General features: G+C 69.3%; 16 protein-coding genes. 5 read left to right on the top strand and 11 right to left on the bottom strand.

Annotated elements, in window-relative coordinates; genetic code table 11:
- Positions 1-39: 39 nt before the first annotated feature.
- The 4 genes from H4W26_RS05695 to H4W26_RS05710 are packed head-to-tail and all read left to right on the top strand — an operon-like array spanning position 40 to position 4,263.
- Positions 40-1,125 (top strand): glycosyltransferase family 4 protein, encoded by a 1,086-nt coding sequence (locus H4W26_RS05695; protein WP_192591141.1) that lies wholly within the window; start codon positions 40-42, stop codon positions 1,123-1,125.
- A complete protein-coding gene (locus H4W26_RS05700) occupies positions 1,122-2,216 on the top strand; it encodes a glycosyl transferase (RefSeq protein WP_192591142.1) in 1,095 nt (364 codons plus the stop codon). The genes H4W26_RS05695 and H4W26_RS05700 overlap by 4 nt, the downstream gene beginning before the upstream one ends.
- Positions 2,213-3,145: a glycosyltransferase family 2 protein gene (locus tag H4W26_RS05705; protein WP_192591143.1), complete on the top strand. Its 933-nt coding sequence runs from the start codon at positions 2,213-2,215 to the stop codon at positions 3,143-3,145. The genes H4W26_RS05700 and H4W26_RS05705 overlap by 4 nt, the downstream gene beginning before the upstream one ends.
- 8 nt (positions 3,146-3,153) lie before the next feature.
- Positions 3,154-4,263 carry a glycosyltransferase gene (locus H4W26_RS05710; RefSeq protein ID WP_192591144.1) on the top strand — a complete coding sequence of 370 codons (1,110 nt, stop codon included), beginning with the start codon at positions 3,154-3,156 and terminating at the stop codon, positions 4,261-4,263.
- Here H4W26_RS05710 and H4W26_RS05715 read toward each other — a convergent pair.
- Complete coding sequence (locus H4W26_RS05715; protein WP_192591145.1) at positions 4,250-4,909, bottom strand: alpha/beta hydrolase; 660 nt, start codon at positions 4,907-4,909, stop codon at positions 4,250-4,252. The two genes, H4W26_RS05710 and H4W26_RS05715, sit on opposite strands and share 14 nt — an antisense overlap.
- 180 nt (positions 4,910-5,089) lie before the next feature.
- Between H4W26_RS05715 and H4W26_RS05720 the strand changes: the two genes are divergently transcribed.
- Positions 5,090-5,932, top strand: a complete 843-nt coding sequence (locus H4W26_RS05720; RefSeq protein WP_225939863.1) for an SGNH/GDSL hydrolase family protein — start codon at positions 5,090-5,092, stop codon at positions 5,930-5,932.
- A gap of 2 nt (positions 5,933-5,934) precedes the next feature.
- Here H4W26_RS05720 and csrA read toward each other — a convergent pair whose 3' ends face one another.
- From csrA to H4W26_RS05770, 10 genes are read right to left on the bottom strand one after another with little or no spacing between them, the layout of a single operon-like run.
- Positions 5,935-6,255: a carbon storage regulator CsrA gene (gene csrA, locus H4W26_RS14000; protein WP_192591146.1), complete on the bottom strand. Its 321-nt coding sequence runs from the start codon at positions 6,253-6,255 to the stop codon at positions 5,935-5,937.
- Entirely contained in the window at positions 6,249-7,280 is a 1,032-nt protein-coding gene (locus tag H4W26_RS05730) for a hypothetical protein (RefSeq protein WP_192591147.1), read from the bottom strand. Before H4W26_RS05730 ends, csrA begins: the two co-directional genes overlap by 7 nt.
- A complete protein-coding gene (locus tag H4W26_RS05735; protein WP_264080840.1) occupies positions 7,255-9,249 on the bottom strand; it encodes a flagellar biosynthesis protein FlhA in 1,995 nt (664 codons plus the stop codon). Before H4W26_RS05735 ends, H4W26_RS05730 begins: the two co-directional genes overlap by 26 nt.
- A gap of 53 nt (positions 9,250-9,302) precedes the next feature.
- Positions 9,303-10,421: an EscU/YscU/HrcU family type III secretion system export apparatus switch protein gene (locus H4W26_RS05740; RefSeq protein ID WP_192591149.1), complete on the bottom strand. Its 1,119-nt coding sequence runs from the start codon at positions 10,419-10,421 to the stop codon at positions 9,303-9,305.
- On the bottom strand, positions 10,421-11,179 hold the full coding sequence (locus H4W26_RS05745; RefSeq protein WP_378626025.1) for a flagellar biosynthetic protein FliR: 759 nt from the start codon (positions 11,177-11,179) through the stop codon (positions 10,421-10,423). Before H4W26_RS05745 ends, H4W26_RS05740 begins: the two co-directional genes overlap by 1 nt.
- A 1-nt stretch (position 11,180) precedes the next feature.
- On the bottom strand, positions 11,181-11,456 hold the full coding sequence (gene fliQ / locus H4W26_RS05750) for a flagellar biosynthesis protein FliQ (protein ID WP_192591150.1): 276 nt from the start codon (positions 11,454-11,456) through the stop codon (positions 11,181-11,183).
- A gap of 2 nt (positions 11,457-11,458) precedes the next feature.
- Positions 11,459-12,418 carry a flagellar type III secretion system pore protein FliP gene (gene fliP / locus H4W26_RS05755; RefSeq protein ID WP_449867026.1) on the bottom strand — a complete coding sequence of 320 codons (960 nt, stop codon included), beginning with the start codon at positions 12,416-12,418 and terminating at the stop codon, positions 11,459-11,461.
- Positions 12,415-12,855: a FliO/MopB family protein gene (locus tag H4W26_RS05760; protein ID WP_192591151.1), complete on the bottom strand. Its 441-nt coding sequence runs from the start codon at positions 12,853-12,855 to the stop codon at positions 12,415-12,417. Before H4W26_RS05760 ends, fliP begins: the two co-directional genes overlap by 4 nt.
- Positions 12,856-13,707 carry a flagellar motor switch protein FliN gene (gene fliN / locus H4W26_RS05765; RefSeq protein WP_192591152.1) on the bottom strand — a complete coding sequence of 284 codons (852 nt, stop codon included), beginning with the start codon at positions 13,705-13,707 and terminating at the stop codon, positions 12,856-12,858.
- A complete protein-coding gene (locus tag H4W26_RS05770; protein WP_318779781.1) occupies positions 13,704-14,627 on the bottom strand; it encodes a flagellar motor switch protein FliM in 924 nt (307 codons plus the stop codon). Before H4W26_RS05770 ends, fliN begins: the two co-directional genes overlap by 4 nt.
- Positions 14,628-14,631: the final 4 nt, after the last annotated feature.

The raw sequence follows: 14,631 nt of genomic DNA on the forward strand, positions 1-14,631 counted from the left end.
CCAGCGTCAGGGGCCGGTGCCTCGCCCAGTGAACAAGGGGTGCGGTTGCGCATTTGCATCATTGCGTCGAGTCAGTTCCCGATCCGGGAACCCTTCGCCGGAGGACTCGAGGCTTTCACCTACACAGTGGCACGCAAGCTCATCAGCCGAGGACATTCGGTCACCCTCTTCGCCGCAGGCGGCAGCGACCCTGACCTCGGGGCGGAGATGCTCATCCCGGAGCGTCTGGAGCTCACCGCGGCGGCGCGCTCCGACGTCGGCGCCATGCCCGTCGACTGGATGCAGCAGCACCACGCCTACCTCGGCCTGATGTTGAAACTCGCACAGTCCGATGATTTCGACGTCATCCACAACAACTCGCTGCACCACCTTCCGCTGGCGCTGTCCTCGATGGTGCCCGCACCGGTGCTGACCACCCTGCACACCCCGCCCACACCCTGGCTGGAATCAGCGATGCGCTACACCTCACCCTCGGCAGTCTTCATGGCCGTCAGCTCGGCCACCGCGGAGGCCTGGGCGAGCACCGTCAGCGCTGGGGTGATCCCCAACGGCGTCGATACCGATGTCTGGAGTGCCGGCCCCGGTGGAAGCGACTGCGTCTGGACCGGACGCATCGTCCCCGAGAAAGCCCCTCATCTGGCCATCGACGCCGCACGCGCCGCCGGTCACCGCATCACCCTGGCGGGCCCGATCATGGACCGTAGCTACTTCGAGGAGCAGCTGCAGCCCCGGCTAGGCGACGACGCCGTCTACGCGGGCCATCTGCGCCACGCCGAGCTGGTGACGCTGGTCGGCTCCGCCGCGGTGGCGGTCGTGAGCTCCCAGTGGGATGAGCCCTACGGCCTGGTGGCCGCCGAGGCGATGTCCTGCGGAACGCCGGTGGCCGCGTTCCGCCGCGGCGGACTGGTCGAGATCGTCACCGAGACCTCAGGTGCGCTGGCCTCGGAGGATTCGGTCGCCGGACTCGCCGAGGCGATCGCGCGCGCCTCCCAACGCGACCGCGCCGCCGTGCGACAGCGGGCGGTGGACCATCTCTCGCTCGAGCGCATGGTGACCGAGTACGAGAATGTCTACGCCGAAATGGCGGAGGAGAATTCCCGGCGGCAGACTGCCCCGGCGCAATGATCGGCTGGTACATCCACCACCAGGGCCACGGGCACCTGCACCGCGCCACCGCGGTCGCGCGGGCGGCGGCGGCCCACGGCCTGCCCATCACCGGACTGTCCTCGCTGCCGCAGCCACCCGACTGGCCTGACGCCGCGTGGGTGCAGCTCGACCGCGACGACACCTCACTGCCCAGCGACCCCGCTGGGGAAGGGCCCGCTGGGGAAGCCGCCGAGCAGAGCCTCGACCCCACAGCCGCTGGAACCCTGCATTGGGTGCCCCGACACCATCCGGGCCTGCTCCGGCGCAGCGCACAGCTCTCCAGCTGGCTGGAATCCAGACGCCCGGAGCTGATCGTGGTGGACGTCTCGGTCGAGATCGCCCTGCTGGCCCGGTTGCACGGGATTCCGGTGGTCACCGTGGCGCTTCCCGGGGACCGCACCGATCCGGCGCATCGGCTCGGCTACGCGATCTCAGAGCGCGTCGTCGGCATGTGGCCCCAGGCGGCCGCAGACATCTTCCGCGGCGCCGAGGACGTCCAGGCACTCGGCGGGCTCTCCCGCTTCACCCCGGAGGACGGGGTCATGGGGTCCGCAGAAGCCGACACCGGCTCAGCAACAGCCTCCACCGACTCCCCGGCCCGACCTCTGCGCGTCGTGGTGCTCAGCGGCGGTGGCGGTGGCGCGGTCGAGACCGGCAGCATCGAACAGGTTCGGCGTCTGCTCCCGAGCGCCCAGGTGACGGTGCTCGGCGGCGCGGGCTCCTGGGAGGCCGACCCCTGGACCCATCTGCAGCGGGCCGATCTGGTGCTCACCGCGGCGGGGCAGAACTCGATCGCCGAGGTGGCGGCCAGCCGCACGCCCGCCCTGGTGACGGCACTGGACCGGCCGCACCAGGAGCAGCGACATATGCTCTCAGCCCTTGAGCGCGGCCCCTGGCCGGTGATGCGCATGCCCGCACTCCAGGACGATGCGGCGTGGGAGCTGGCAGTGTCGCAGATCCTGCAGCTCGACGGCGAGGAGTGGTCGAGCTGGTGCGACGGCGGCGCCGCAGACCGCTTCGCCGCGCTGCTGCAGGAGCTGACCGACGTCGGAGCGGACCTCAGCCGATGAAGAAGATCCGGCCGCGCGCCGTCGTGATCACCGCTGTTCATGGCAGGCACACTCATCTGCGCCGCATGCGCTCCGGCCTCGCCGCGAGCCTCCAGCAGCCCCTGCGTCATCAGGTGGTGGCGATGGCGGACCCGGAGATCTCCGTGCTGGTCGACGGGGATGCGCTGCTGCCCGACGGTCACCCGCTGCCCACCGAGGTCTGCGAACTCCCCGACGCTCAGGGCAGGCTGCCGCTGGCCGAGGCGAGAAACCGTGGCGCGCAGCGGGCGCTGGACTCTCTGCCTCACCCGGAGGACCTGCTCATCTTCCTCGATGTGGACTGCATCCCCGCCCCGGAGCTGGTCGGCGCCTACCTGGAGGCGGCGGCACAGTACCCGGAGAAGCTGCTGTGCGGGCCGGTGGCGTATCTGCCGGAGCTCTCGGCCGAGCAGCTCGACGCCGCTGATGCCACCCAGTTCGCCGCGTGGGCGGCCCCCCACCCCGCCCGTCCTGCCCCGGCCCCCGGGGAGATCCTGCTCGGCGGGGAGCATGCCTTGTTCTGGTCGCTGTCCTTCGCGGTCCGGCGGGCCGTCTGGGAGCGGATCGGCGGGTTCGACGAGGCGTATACCGGCTACGGCGCGGAGGACACCGACTTCGCCTGGCGCGCCCGAGCCGCGGGGGTCGAGCTGGCCTGGGTCGGAGGTGCACGCGCCTACCACCAGTACCATCCGGTCTCCCGCCCACCCGTGGAGCATCTGGACGACATCCTGCGCAACGGCCGCCTCTTCGCGAACACCTGGGGGCACTGGCCCATGGAGGGCTGGCTGCAGGAGTTCGAGCGCATGGGTCTGGTGCACCAGGTCCATGGGGACTGGGCGGCGGGCGAGGCACCCCGGACCCACGAGGACTTTCCGAAGGAAACCCACGAGGACTCTCAGAAGGAAAGGTGACGCCCCCGATGGCTCTGCGTGTGGCCTCCGTGCCCGCCTCCCACGTCTACATCCGGCATCTGAGCAGCCCGGCTCCGCTCCAGGACCCGGTCCAGCGTCTCCCGGATCCCCCGCCGGCGCGCCGAGATGCCCCCACCGGGGCTCCGTGGTGGCCCCCGGCGATGCTTGATCCGGAATGGATCACGACGCACGACTTTGACCTGATGCACGTGCATTTCGGCTTCGACGCGCAGACTCCCGCGCAGCTCAGCTCAGTGGCCGACGCGCTTGATGCGAAGGGGGCGCCGCTGGTGTACACGGTGCATGATCTGTGGAACCCCCATCATGAGGACTCAGGCCTTCACGAGTCCCAGCTGGAGGTGCTGGTCACTCGCGCGAAGGCCGTCATCACCTTGAGCCAGCAGGCGGCCGCAGAGATCGAGGCTCGCTGGGGAGTCCGGCCTCGGGTGATCCCGCACCCACACGTGGTGGACCTCGACCGCATGGACGCCCACGCGCACGCGCGGCAGCGTGCGACCGGGGAGTTCCGGCTGGGAGTCCACCTCAAGAGCCTGCGCGCCAATATGGCAGGCATCCCGCTGCTGCAGGCGGCGATCGGTGCCGTGACAGAGATCCCCGGGGGCGTGCTGCAGGTGAACGTGCACCGAGACGTCTTTGAGGACACCGGCACCCGGCACGACGCCGAACTGGCCGCCTGGCTGCGAGCTCAGGCAGGCTCCAGACTGGACCTGCGCGTCCACGACTACTTCAGCGACCCCGAACTCTTCGACTACCTCGCCAGCCTGCATGCCTCTCTGCTGCCCTACCGGTTCGGAACACATTCCGGGTGGATGGAGGCGGCTCATGACCTGGGCACTCCGGTGATCGCTCCCGACGTGGGGTGTTACCGCAGCCAGGGGGCAGACCATGTCTACCGCTGGCGGCAGGACGGTGCGCTCGATGTGCCGAGCCTGCAGCAGGCCATCCGCGCTGCGGCCGAGCAGCCTCGACGCGCCGCGGCGGAGTCTGCAGGACAGACTGCCTCTGGGGAATCCCTGGTGGCCTGGCGCAGACGACAGCGTGCAGAGATCGCCGCAGCTCACGCCGAGGTCTACCGCCGGGTGCTCAGCGGGACTTGATCACCGTGTGGGTGAGAAATTCGCCGACGTGCCCGATCTCCTGGGGGACGACCCCGTGCCCGGCCCCGGCGTAGAGCACCTTCGTGAGCTTCACCGTCTCGGTGGCCCAGCCGTGGGTGTACTCCACGTGCTCGGCGGGGATGATCGGGTCCTCCTGGTCGCGCCCCCAAAAGAACGGAATCTGCGCGGCGGCCAGGGCGTCGTCGTCGAAGTAGTCCTCGATCCCCTCGCCGCGGCTCGGGTCCACAGCGAATCCGGAGAGCCCGACGACGGCGGCGAACTGATCCGGGCGGCTGCGCAGCAGCGAGGTCGCCATGGCCATGCCCATAGAGAAGCCCAGCAGGGTGACCGAACTGTGCTGGTCCTTGATCGAGGCGATCCACTCCCAGAGGTCTTCCACGGCCTCCCGGGCTGCGGAGGAGGAGTAGGCCAGCCGTTCCACGTCGAGATCGAACCAGGTGTAGCCGCCGAACTCCATCTTCACGGGGGCGCGCACGGAGGCATAGGTGAACTCTTCCGGCAGTCCCGGGACCAGGCCCATGAGGTCCTGCTCGTGAGATCCGTAGCCGTGCAGCAGCACCACCAGGGGGGTGCCCGCGCGTTCCTGCGGCTCGCGGGACCAGACGACGTGGGGCTGTGCTGACATGGAACGACCTTTGCGTGTGGGCAGTGCGGCGGGAAGGGTGCGTGTCCCACTCTAATCAGCCCACAGGTGGATGCACGAGCAGGTCCTCTGCGCGAGAATGGAGTGGTGAGTGAAGACCAGAACGCCCCCGAAGACATCCTTGAGACACCAGCCCTCCCCGCAGATGCGAACCCTGCGGCCCTGAGCGGCACTGCTGACCCGCGACACCCCTGGACCCGCTTTGTGGCCCTGGGCGACTCCTTCACCGAAGGCATCGGTGACCCCGACGAGACCCGCCCGGGCTACCACCGCGGCTGGGCCGATCGTGTGGCCGAGGAGCTCTCCCTGGGGGCCGCGACCACCGCGGCGTCGCCGAAGTTCTCCTACGCGAATCTCGCGGTGCGCGGAAAGCTGATCGCCCAGATCCGGGACGAGCAGATCGCGCCCGCCCTGGAGCTGCGACCTGACCTGATCACCCTGTGCGCCGGTGGCAATGACGTGATCCGCCCCGGCGGAGACCCTGACGAGATCGCACGCGTGCTCGACACCATGGTGCAGATCCTGAGCACCACCGGCGCCACCATCGTGCTGTTCAACGGCCCCGATGTGCGCGAGACCCCGGTGGTGGGCTCGATCCGTGGGAAGGTCGCGATCTTCAACGAGAACATCCGCACGATCGCGGCCCGCCATGACGCCCTGGTCGCTGACATGTGGTCGCTGCGCGAGCTGACCCGGCCGGAGATGTGGGACGAGGACCGGCTGCACTTCTCCGCGCTCGGTCATCACACGATCGCGCGCATGGTCTTGGAGACCATGAACGTCAAGCATGATCTGGAACCTTCCGAGCCGCGTCCGGTGCCGCAGCGCACCTGGCGCGCCGCCCGCGTGGACGATGCGGTCTGGGCTCGCCACCACCTCTTCCCCTGGGTGGTCCGGCGGCTGCGCGGACGGTCCTCCGGAGATGGGATCCACGCGAAGCGGCCGAACTTCGAGCCCCTCTTCGGCGGGTCCATGCCGCCGGGCTCGAGCAGCGTGGAGGGCTGAGGCTACTGCGGGCGGCCTGAGTCGTCAGTCTCTGTTGACTCCCGCGGTGCGGCCGACCCTGTGTCGCGTGGCTGCGCAGGGTCACCCTGTTCCTGCACGCCGAAGAGCGCCTTCAGCGCGGTCTCAGCCTCGGGGCTCGCGGCCCGGGCGGACTCCAGGTTGGTCTCGGAGACCGAGAGCAGCACCTCGCGCCGCTGGACCTTGACGTCGCGCGGAGCATCGATGCCAATCTTGATGCCGTCGCCGCGGACCTCCAGCACCGTGATCACCACGTCCTCGCCGATGAGGAGCTGTTCTCCGACCTTGCGTGTGAGCACTAGCACTGGTTCATCCTAACGGAGACGGGCCAGCCCAGCTGGTGTCCCGTCTCAGGACTCAGCGTCTCATCGGCGCAGGTCAGCACCAGTCCGTCGATGGCGCGGGACTCTTCCAGCGCTGCCAGCCAATGCCTGATGTCCTCGGGCTTGCGGCGCAGATCCACGACCGCCCAGAGCTGGTCCGCCTCGAGGAAGGCGGGTGATTCGGCACCGCTGCGCTGCTCCGGGCGAGGGAACTGCACGGGGCAGGTCGCCAGCACCGGCACCTGGAGTGCCACGGCTCGTGCCCGCGCCTCGCGCAGCACCTGCTTGGCTTCCCGCAGCGGCTTACCGGCATACTCTGCGGCCGCGAGCAGCACCGGATCTCCCCAGGCCTCCAGACCTGGGTCCCCACCGATGGCCTCCAGTGCAGCGGACTCGTCCGCGCCCAGACAGGCCAGCACGATCAGCGACCCGGGGGCGCGCAGAACCTCAGGGGCCTGGGCAGCGGGAGCCCCGGCCGGGACCGGAACCGTGGCCGGACGGTCACCGACACCGGCAATCGGAGCGGGATCCGGGATGGGGGACCAGACAGCGGGACGGGAATCCGTCAGCGGATCAGGCGCAGTCTCTTCGCGGACCTCGGCGGCCGGGTTGGCGGGGGAACCGGGCGGGTTCCGGGAGGCCAGCCACAGCTCGTCCATCATCCGGGCGAAGTCCTCATCGAGATCCTCCGAGTGAGTCTGCTGACCCGGAGCCTGGCCCTGAGCCTGCTGCCCCCGCGTCTGGCGGTCCTGAGCCTCTTCGCGCAGCCGACGACGACGCCGCGAATCCTCCTCGGGGGGCGGCGGCAGCGAGGGCGAGTGCTGTTCGCGCGGGGCCGGCACCTCCACCACCACCTCGAAGTGTTCGCGAGCCATGAACCCGCCGATCCCTCCGCGGGTCACCCGTTCGGCCGAGACGATGCGCGCCTCGGGCCCGTGGTCGGCGAGCGCCTGCACCCCCAGCTTGGCCAGGGACCTGCCCTTAAGGACGTATCTGTTCGGTTCCACGCACCACCCCCACGGTCTCGATCTCTGCTCCGCCCGAGGACGCCTCCTGATAGGAGAGCACCGGCAGCCCTCCGGCCTGGGGCGCGACGAGTCGCCGCACCGCGGGGCGCAGCGCCGGTGCGCAGACCAGCACCGGATTCTGTCCCCGGGACTCCGCCTCCGCCAGCGATTCCTTCACCGAGGCGTGGATCGCCTCGATGCGGCTGGTGTCCAGCAGGATCTGGCTCGCGCCGTCGGCGGTGCGCAGTCCTTCGAGCATCGAGTGTTCCAGGCTCGGGTCGATCATGATCACTCGCAATCTGCCCTCCTGGAGATGCTTGGCCGCGATGGCCGGTCCCAGCGCCGCGCGGGCCGCCTCGATCAGCCCCTCCGGCTCGCCGGAGACCTTCCCGCGCAGGGCGAGCGCCTCGTAGATGCGCTGCAGGTCATTGATCGGCACCTGCTCCTCCAACAACCCCTGCAGCACCCGCTGCACCTCGGCCAGCGTGAGCACCGAGGGGACCAGCTCCTCCACCGCGGAGGGGTTGATCTCCTTGACCGCGTCGGTGAGTACCCGCACGTCCTCGCGGGTGAGCAGTCGCGCGGCATTGTGCTGGATCAGCGTGGACAGGTGGGTGACCACCACCGAGACCCGGTCGATCGTCATCGCGCCGCTCATCTCCGCGCTGTGCCGCAGCTCGGTGGGTACCCACTTTCCGGAGAGCCCGAACACCGGTTCCACCACGGTGGTGCCGGGCAGCGATCCCAGCTGCTCACCCAGGGCGAGGATCTTCCCGCGCGGGATCTGCCCGCGGCCGACCTCGACCCCGGCGATGCGGATCGCGTAGCTGGCCGGAGGCAGCTCCACGCTGTCCCGGGTGCGCACCGGGGGCACCAGGATGCCGAGCTCCAGGGCGATCCGTTTGCGCAGCGCCTTGACCCGGGCGAGCAGGTCATCGCCCCCACCGCCGACGATGTCGACCACGTCCGGGGAGAGCTGGATCTCCAGGGTGTGCACTCGCATGTGGTCGATCAGGTCCTCGGTGGTCTCCGCGGGACGGGCGGTCTGCTCCGCCTCCTGCTCGGCCGCGCGCCGGGCCTCGGCGGACTCTCCGGCGCGCATCCGGTAGGCCACGATGATCAGCACCAGCCCGACCCCCATGAAGGGCAGCTTCGGCATCCCGGAGATCAGTCCCAGGGCGATCGCGGCGGCCCCGGCCACCAGCAGCGCCGTCTGGGACTGGGCCAGCTGCTTCGAGGCAGAGGAGCCCATATCGGATTCCGCATTGGAGCGGGTCACGATCATGCCGGTGGACACTGCCATCAGCAGCGAGGGGATCATGGTGGCCAGACCATCGCCGATGGTCAGCAGCGAATAGGTGTTGACGGCGTCCCCGGCGCCGAGCCCCTGAGAGAGCATCCCGATCGCAATGCCGCCGATGAGGTTGATCAGGGTGATCACGACGCCGGCGATGGCGTCGCCCTTGACGAACTTCGAGGCTCCGTCCATGGCCCCGTAGAAGTCAGCCTCGGCGGCGACCTCTGCTCGCCGCTCCCGCGCCTGGGCGTCGGTGAGCTGGCCTGCGTTGAGGTCGGCGTCGATGGCCATCTGCTTGCCGGGCATCGCATCCAGGGTAAAGCGGGCCCCGACCTCGGCGACGCGTTCGGCGCCCTTGGTGACGACGACGAACTGGATCACCACCAGGATCAGGAACACCACGCAGCCGATGATCAGGCTTCCTCCCACGGCGATGTTCCCGAAGGCCCCGATCACCTCTCCGGCGTAGCCGTTGCCCAGCACGAGGCGGGTCGACGCCACGTTGAGCCCGAGCCGGAGCAGCGTCATCACCAGCAGCAGCGAGGGGAAGACGGAGAAGTCCAGCGGCTTCTTCACGAACATAGTGGTCATCAGCACCAGGATCGCGAGCAGGATGTTGACCGCGATCAACACGTCGAGCAGTCCGGCGGGGACCGGCACGACCAGCAGCATCACGATCGCGACCACCCCCAGCGGGACGGCCACCTTTGAGAGGTTGTTGAACTTCACGGTCGCTTCTCCTTGGTCCCGACGGGGGGCTGACGGCGGGGGGCGGGCACGGTGTGGATCCCGGAGGTGTTGCCTCGTTCCTTGAGCTGCATGACGAAGGCGAGCACCTGGGCCACCTGGGTGAACAGCTCCACCGGGACCTCGTCGCCAAGGGAGCATTGCGCGTGCAGGGCGCGGGTGAGGGCCACATCGCGGACCATCGGCACCCGTTTGGCCACGGCCTCCTCACGCAGACGCAGCGCGATGTTGTCGGTACCCAGCGCCACCACTTTGGGCGCGGCGAAGCCCGGCTGGTAGGACAGCGCCACGGCCACGTGGGTGGGGTTGACCAGCATCACGTCGGACTCCCCCACGGCCGCGATCATCCGGTTCCTGCTCATCTCCAGCGCGCGGCTGCGCCGATGCTGACGCACGAGCGGATCGCCGTCGGTCTTCTTGTTCTCATCCTTGACCTCCTGCTTGGTCATCCGCGTGTGCTTGCGGTTGCGTCGCGAGACCACGAGCAGGTCGATCACGGCCAGTCCGACGCCGGCGAGGATCGAGGCCTGCAGCAGCGAGACGGTTCCGCTGCCGGCGGCGCTGAGCATGGAGGGGACCGGCAGCAGACCCGCGTTGAGCAGCAGCGGCATCAGCGAGCGGATCACGTACCAGAGCATCAGCCCGACCACCAGGGTCTTGAGCAGCGCCTTGAGCCCCTGCCACAGCGCCTGCAGGCCGAAGGTGCGCTTGAGGCCCTTGACCGGATCCAGGTGCTCCCCCTTGAGCGCGAACTTCTTGAACGTCACCCCACCCTGGAGCACCGCGCCGGCCAGCACGGCCAGGACGACGGCGCCCAGCATCGGTCCCAGCGTGAGCGCCATGGAGCCGCCCGCCTCAGCCAGCGCAGTGACCGCCACGGAGGGATCGGGGGCGTCGATGACTGCTTGGACCGCACCGAGCTGCGCCTGGCCGGCCTCCCGACCGGCGTCGAGCACCCAGGGCATCGCGGCCGTCGCGGCGCCGATGCCCAGCCAGGCGGTGAGGTCCTGGGAGCGGGAGAGCTTGCCCTTCTCCCGGACCTCCTTCATCCGCTGCGGTGTGGCCTTCTCGGTCCGTTCTCCGGTGGGCTCGGACATCAGATCACCCCGCTGAAGGACCGCAGGGCCGACTGCACAAGGGTGGAGACCGCCGCCGGCAGCACCACGAACACCGTGCCGGCCAGGGTCATGGTGAGGAAGATCTTCAGCGGAAAGCCCAGCGAGAAGGCATTCAGCGCCGGGGCGACGCGGGTGAGCAGGCCCAGTCCGGCGTCGGCGAGGAACAGCACCACCAGCAGCGGCCCGGCGATCTGCACCGCGGCCATGAACATCTCGGTGAAGCCGCTGACGGCGTTCTCCGCGAGCGCGGCGAGGCTGATCTCAGCACCGAGTGGCAGCGCGTCGAAGGATCGGAAGAGCCCGGCGAGGATCAGCTGGTAGCCGTCGGAGGCCACGAGCAGCGCGATCGCCGCGAAGTGGAAGAGCCGGGTGAACTGGGCGCCGTTGATCTGGGATCCCGGGTCGAAGGCCATGGCCAGCTGAAAGCCGCCGAAGAGGTCGATGAGTCCACCGGCGGACTGCACGGCGGCGAAGAGCAGCATCACCAGGAAGCCCAGCGCCGCTCCGGCCAGGATCTCCAGCAGCAGCGCGGCGATGAAGCCCCCGGTGTCCAAGGGCACATAATCAGCGACGGCGCGCGGGGCCACCACCAGCGCCAACCCGGCTCCCATGGCCGCCCGGATGCGCATCGGCACCGAGCCGTGCGAGAAGGGAGGCGCGATGACGATGAAGGCGGTCACGCGCACGGCCGCCAGCATCGTGGCCTCCAGCCAGGTCAGCGGCAGGGTGAACTCCACGTCATCCGCCTCCGAGCAGGGCCGGTATGCGATCGAAGAGGGTATGGGTGAAGCTCACGATCTCAGAGATCATCCAGTGTCCGCAGACCACCAGCGCAATCGCGACGGCGACTGCCTTGGGCACGAAGGAGAGTGTGATCTCCTGGATCTGCGTCATCGACTGGAACAGCGAGATCGCGAAGCCGACCACCAGCGAGGTGATCAGCACCGGAGCCGAGAGCTTCGCGGCGACCACGAGTCCGGCCAGCCCGATGTCCAGCACGGCATTGGTATCCACGCCTATCCACCTCCCGAATAACTGCCGACCAGAGCGGTGATGATGAGTCCCCACCCGTCGACGAGGATGAAGAGCAGGATCTTGAACGGCAGCGAGATCATCACCGGCGGCAGCATCATCATGCCCATGGACATCAGCGCGGAGGCCACGACCAGGTCGATGACCAGGAAGGGCACGAAGATCACGAAGCCGATGATGAACGCCGCGCGCAGCTCCGAGATCATGAACGAGGGAATCAGGGTGGTCAGCGCCACGTCCTCCGGGGAGCCGGGGTTCTCCAGGTCAGCGGCCCGGGTCATCAGCGCGATGTCCTCTTCACGGGTGTGCGCGAGCATGAACTGGCGCAGCGGCTCCGAGCCGGCCTCCAGCGCCTCGGTGAAGGTCAGTCCGCCGTCGGTATAGGGCTGCACTGCAAGCTCGTTGATCTCGCTGAGCACCGGGGACATGATGAACAGCGAGAGGAACAGCGCCAGCCCGGCCAGCACCTGGTTCGGCGGGATCGACGGCAGCGAGAGCGCATTGCGGGTGAGCGCGAGCACCACGAAGATCTTGGTGAAGGAGCTCATCATCAGCAGCAGCGCCGGAGCCACCGAGAGCAAGGTGATCGCGATGAGCGTGACCACCGCGGAGCTGGGCGTCCCGTCCGGACCGTTGATGTCCACGGAGAGACCCCCGCCGCCTTCGCCGCCCTCGTCTTCCCCACCTCCGGCGCCGCCGCCGCCTTCGCCGCCGTCATCACCGGGAGCGGGGGCCGGCTCCCCGGGCGCCGGCTGCTCCGGAGGCTCCACCGGGGTGGCCGAGACCGATCCGGCGGAGAGCCACAGCGAGGCCGCCACCGCGAGGACCAGGATCAGGACCAGCAGCACCTTCCGGCTGAGCCGTCGCAGCTCGGGCCCCCGTGCTGATGCGGGGGCCGGCGCAGGGCCCGGTGTGATGACGCTGGTGTGCGCGGCGGCGTTCACTGCGTCGGGTCCTGGTGCGGATCCTGGTTGCGGGACGAGACCCGGCCGTCTGGAGAGGCCTGGCTGCCGATACGGTCATGACCGGTCCTGCCCTGGGCGAGCGCGACGGCGGAACGCAGTTTCTGCTCGAAGCCGCGACTCACCACCGAGTGGCGTCCGGAGGAAGAAGCCGGAGACACCTCCGGAGGGTCGGGAGCCGGGTAGCTCTCCAAGAGGGTGACGCTCTGCTCGGCGACCCCGAGGACGTAGCGGCGATCATCGATGTCCACCACTGCCACCGAGGACTTCTGCCCCAGAGCCTGGCGTCCGATCATCGTGACCGCATGCGCGGACGCCGAGGTGGCCCGACCCGACCAGCGGCGATTGATGAACCAGATGAGCCCCAGGACGGCGGCCAGGGACACCGCGACCCGGAGGATCAGGAAGAAGCCGTCCACTCAGGCGAGGCCTTCCGCAGAGTCCAGGATCTTGGTGATGCGCACGCCGTAGTCCTGGTCCATCACCACCACCTCGCCCTGGGCGATGAGACGGCCGTTGAGTCGCACGTCGGCCGGGGCTCCTGCATTGCGATCCAGCTCGATGACCGCGCCAGGCTCCATGGCCAGCACGTCGCGGACCGAGACACGGGTGCGCCCGATCTCCACGGTCAGCGCCATCTGCACGTTGTTGAGCCGACTCAGCCGGGAGGTGACGCCCTGGTCGGGGTGCTGTGCCGTCGTCGTCGTGCCCTGCGCGGCATGGGTCTGGCTGCCGCCCGGGGCTCGGCCGCCGCTCGGGGCACGGCCGCCACTCGCGGTGGCTGCGGAGGCAGGTTCACGCAGCCGCAGCGCGAACCAGCCGACGGCGCGATCGTCGGTGACCAGCTGGAAGAGGGCCGTGTCACTGTCCTGCAGCAACGCCGGCGCCGCACTGCTGGGCACCGTGGAGAGCACACCCGTGCCAAGGACCCCGGTGGCCGCCTCGAAGGCCGGGCGCAGCACATCGTCCAGGGAGACGAGCTTCGGGTCCAGGTCAGCGGCGTCACCGAGGATCGCGGGGTCCACGTGCACGGCGACGTCGGCGGAGATGCCGCCGACGAAGGCCGCCACCACGAGGTCTCCGGCGCCAGCCAGCGCGGCGAGGTCCGGAGTCGCGGAATCGCCGGGCGCTGCGCCTGTCTCGTCCTGCCACGGGCGGGCGGTGACGGCGACGCTGACCGGCAGCGCCGCGCACAGCGCCTCCGCGGCGGAGGCATGCAGGATCTCGGTGTCCACGGCGTGGCCGGACTCAGTCTTCTGGGGCGAGCTCATAGTGTGTTTTCCTCAGTGGAGACGACGACGGCGGCGATCCGCCCGGCATGGGAGCCAGCGGCTGCTGTGCCCAGCCGCTGACCATCTACGGTCAGGTTCAGCGGACGGTGGGAAGGGTGCGGCAGACGCAGAACGTCGCCCACCGAGAGGTTCAGGATCTGTTCGGGGGTGATCTGGGCGTCGTTGACGCTCAGCGCCAGCTCCATCGGAACGTGCACCACGTGGTCGTGGAGCAGCTCCACGGTATGGTCGCCGGTGTCGATCGGGTTCTCCTCCCCCAGCTGCGGGAGGATCGCGTCTCCCGGGAGCGCCACGGTGGCCGGCACGGAGCGCTCCCCCACGCGGATGGAGAAGGCGGCGACCAGCATCAGGTCCAGCTTGGTGGCGGCCTGAGCGAACTGGGCGTTGTAGTGGATCGTGTCCACGGTGACCGAACTCTTGAGCAGCCCACCGAGGGAGTAGTGCAGATCCTCGAGGGTCTCGGTGACCAGGTTGCGCACCAGCGTCTGCTCGATGCCGGTGAACTTGCGCTCCTCGACGTCCACTGCGTGCGGGCTGCCGAGGATATGGGAGACCCAGTTCAGCGCGCCGGCGGCCGGGAACTGAAAGACCGCCCGCGCGTCGTGTCCCTCGAGTCCGCAGAGCACCATGGCGGTGACGGAAGGCAGCCGAGCGACGTAGTCGTCATAGGTCTGCATGGTCACCGATTCCAGTGTGACCTGGGAGAGCACCCGAACGCGCGCGGTCAGCTGGGTGCCCCACTGGCGGGCGAAGGTCTCGAAGGCGAGCTCCAGCGTGCGCGCGTGTTCGCGGGAGAGCGTGGTGGGACGGCGGAAGTCGTAGAGCACCGGCTCATCCGCCGAGGCAGGGGCGCTCACCGGCACCACATCATGCGACAGCGGCAGAAGCGTAGAGGACACGTCG

It is taken from the genome of Nesterenkonia halotolerans, from assembly GCF_014874065.1.
GTDB classification, from domain to species: Bacteria; Actinomycetota; Actinomycetes; order Actinomycetales; family Micrococcaceae; genus Nesterenkonia; species Nesterenkonia halotolerans.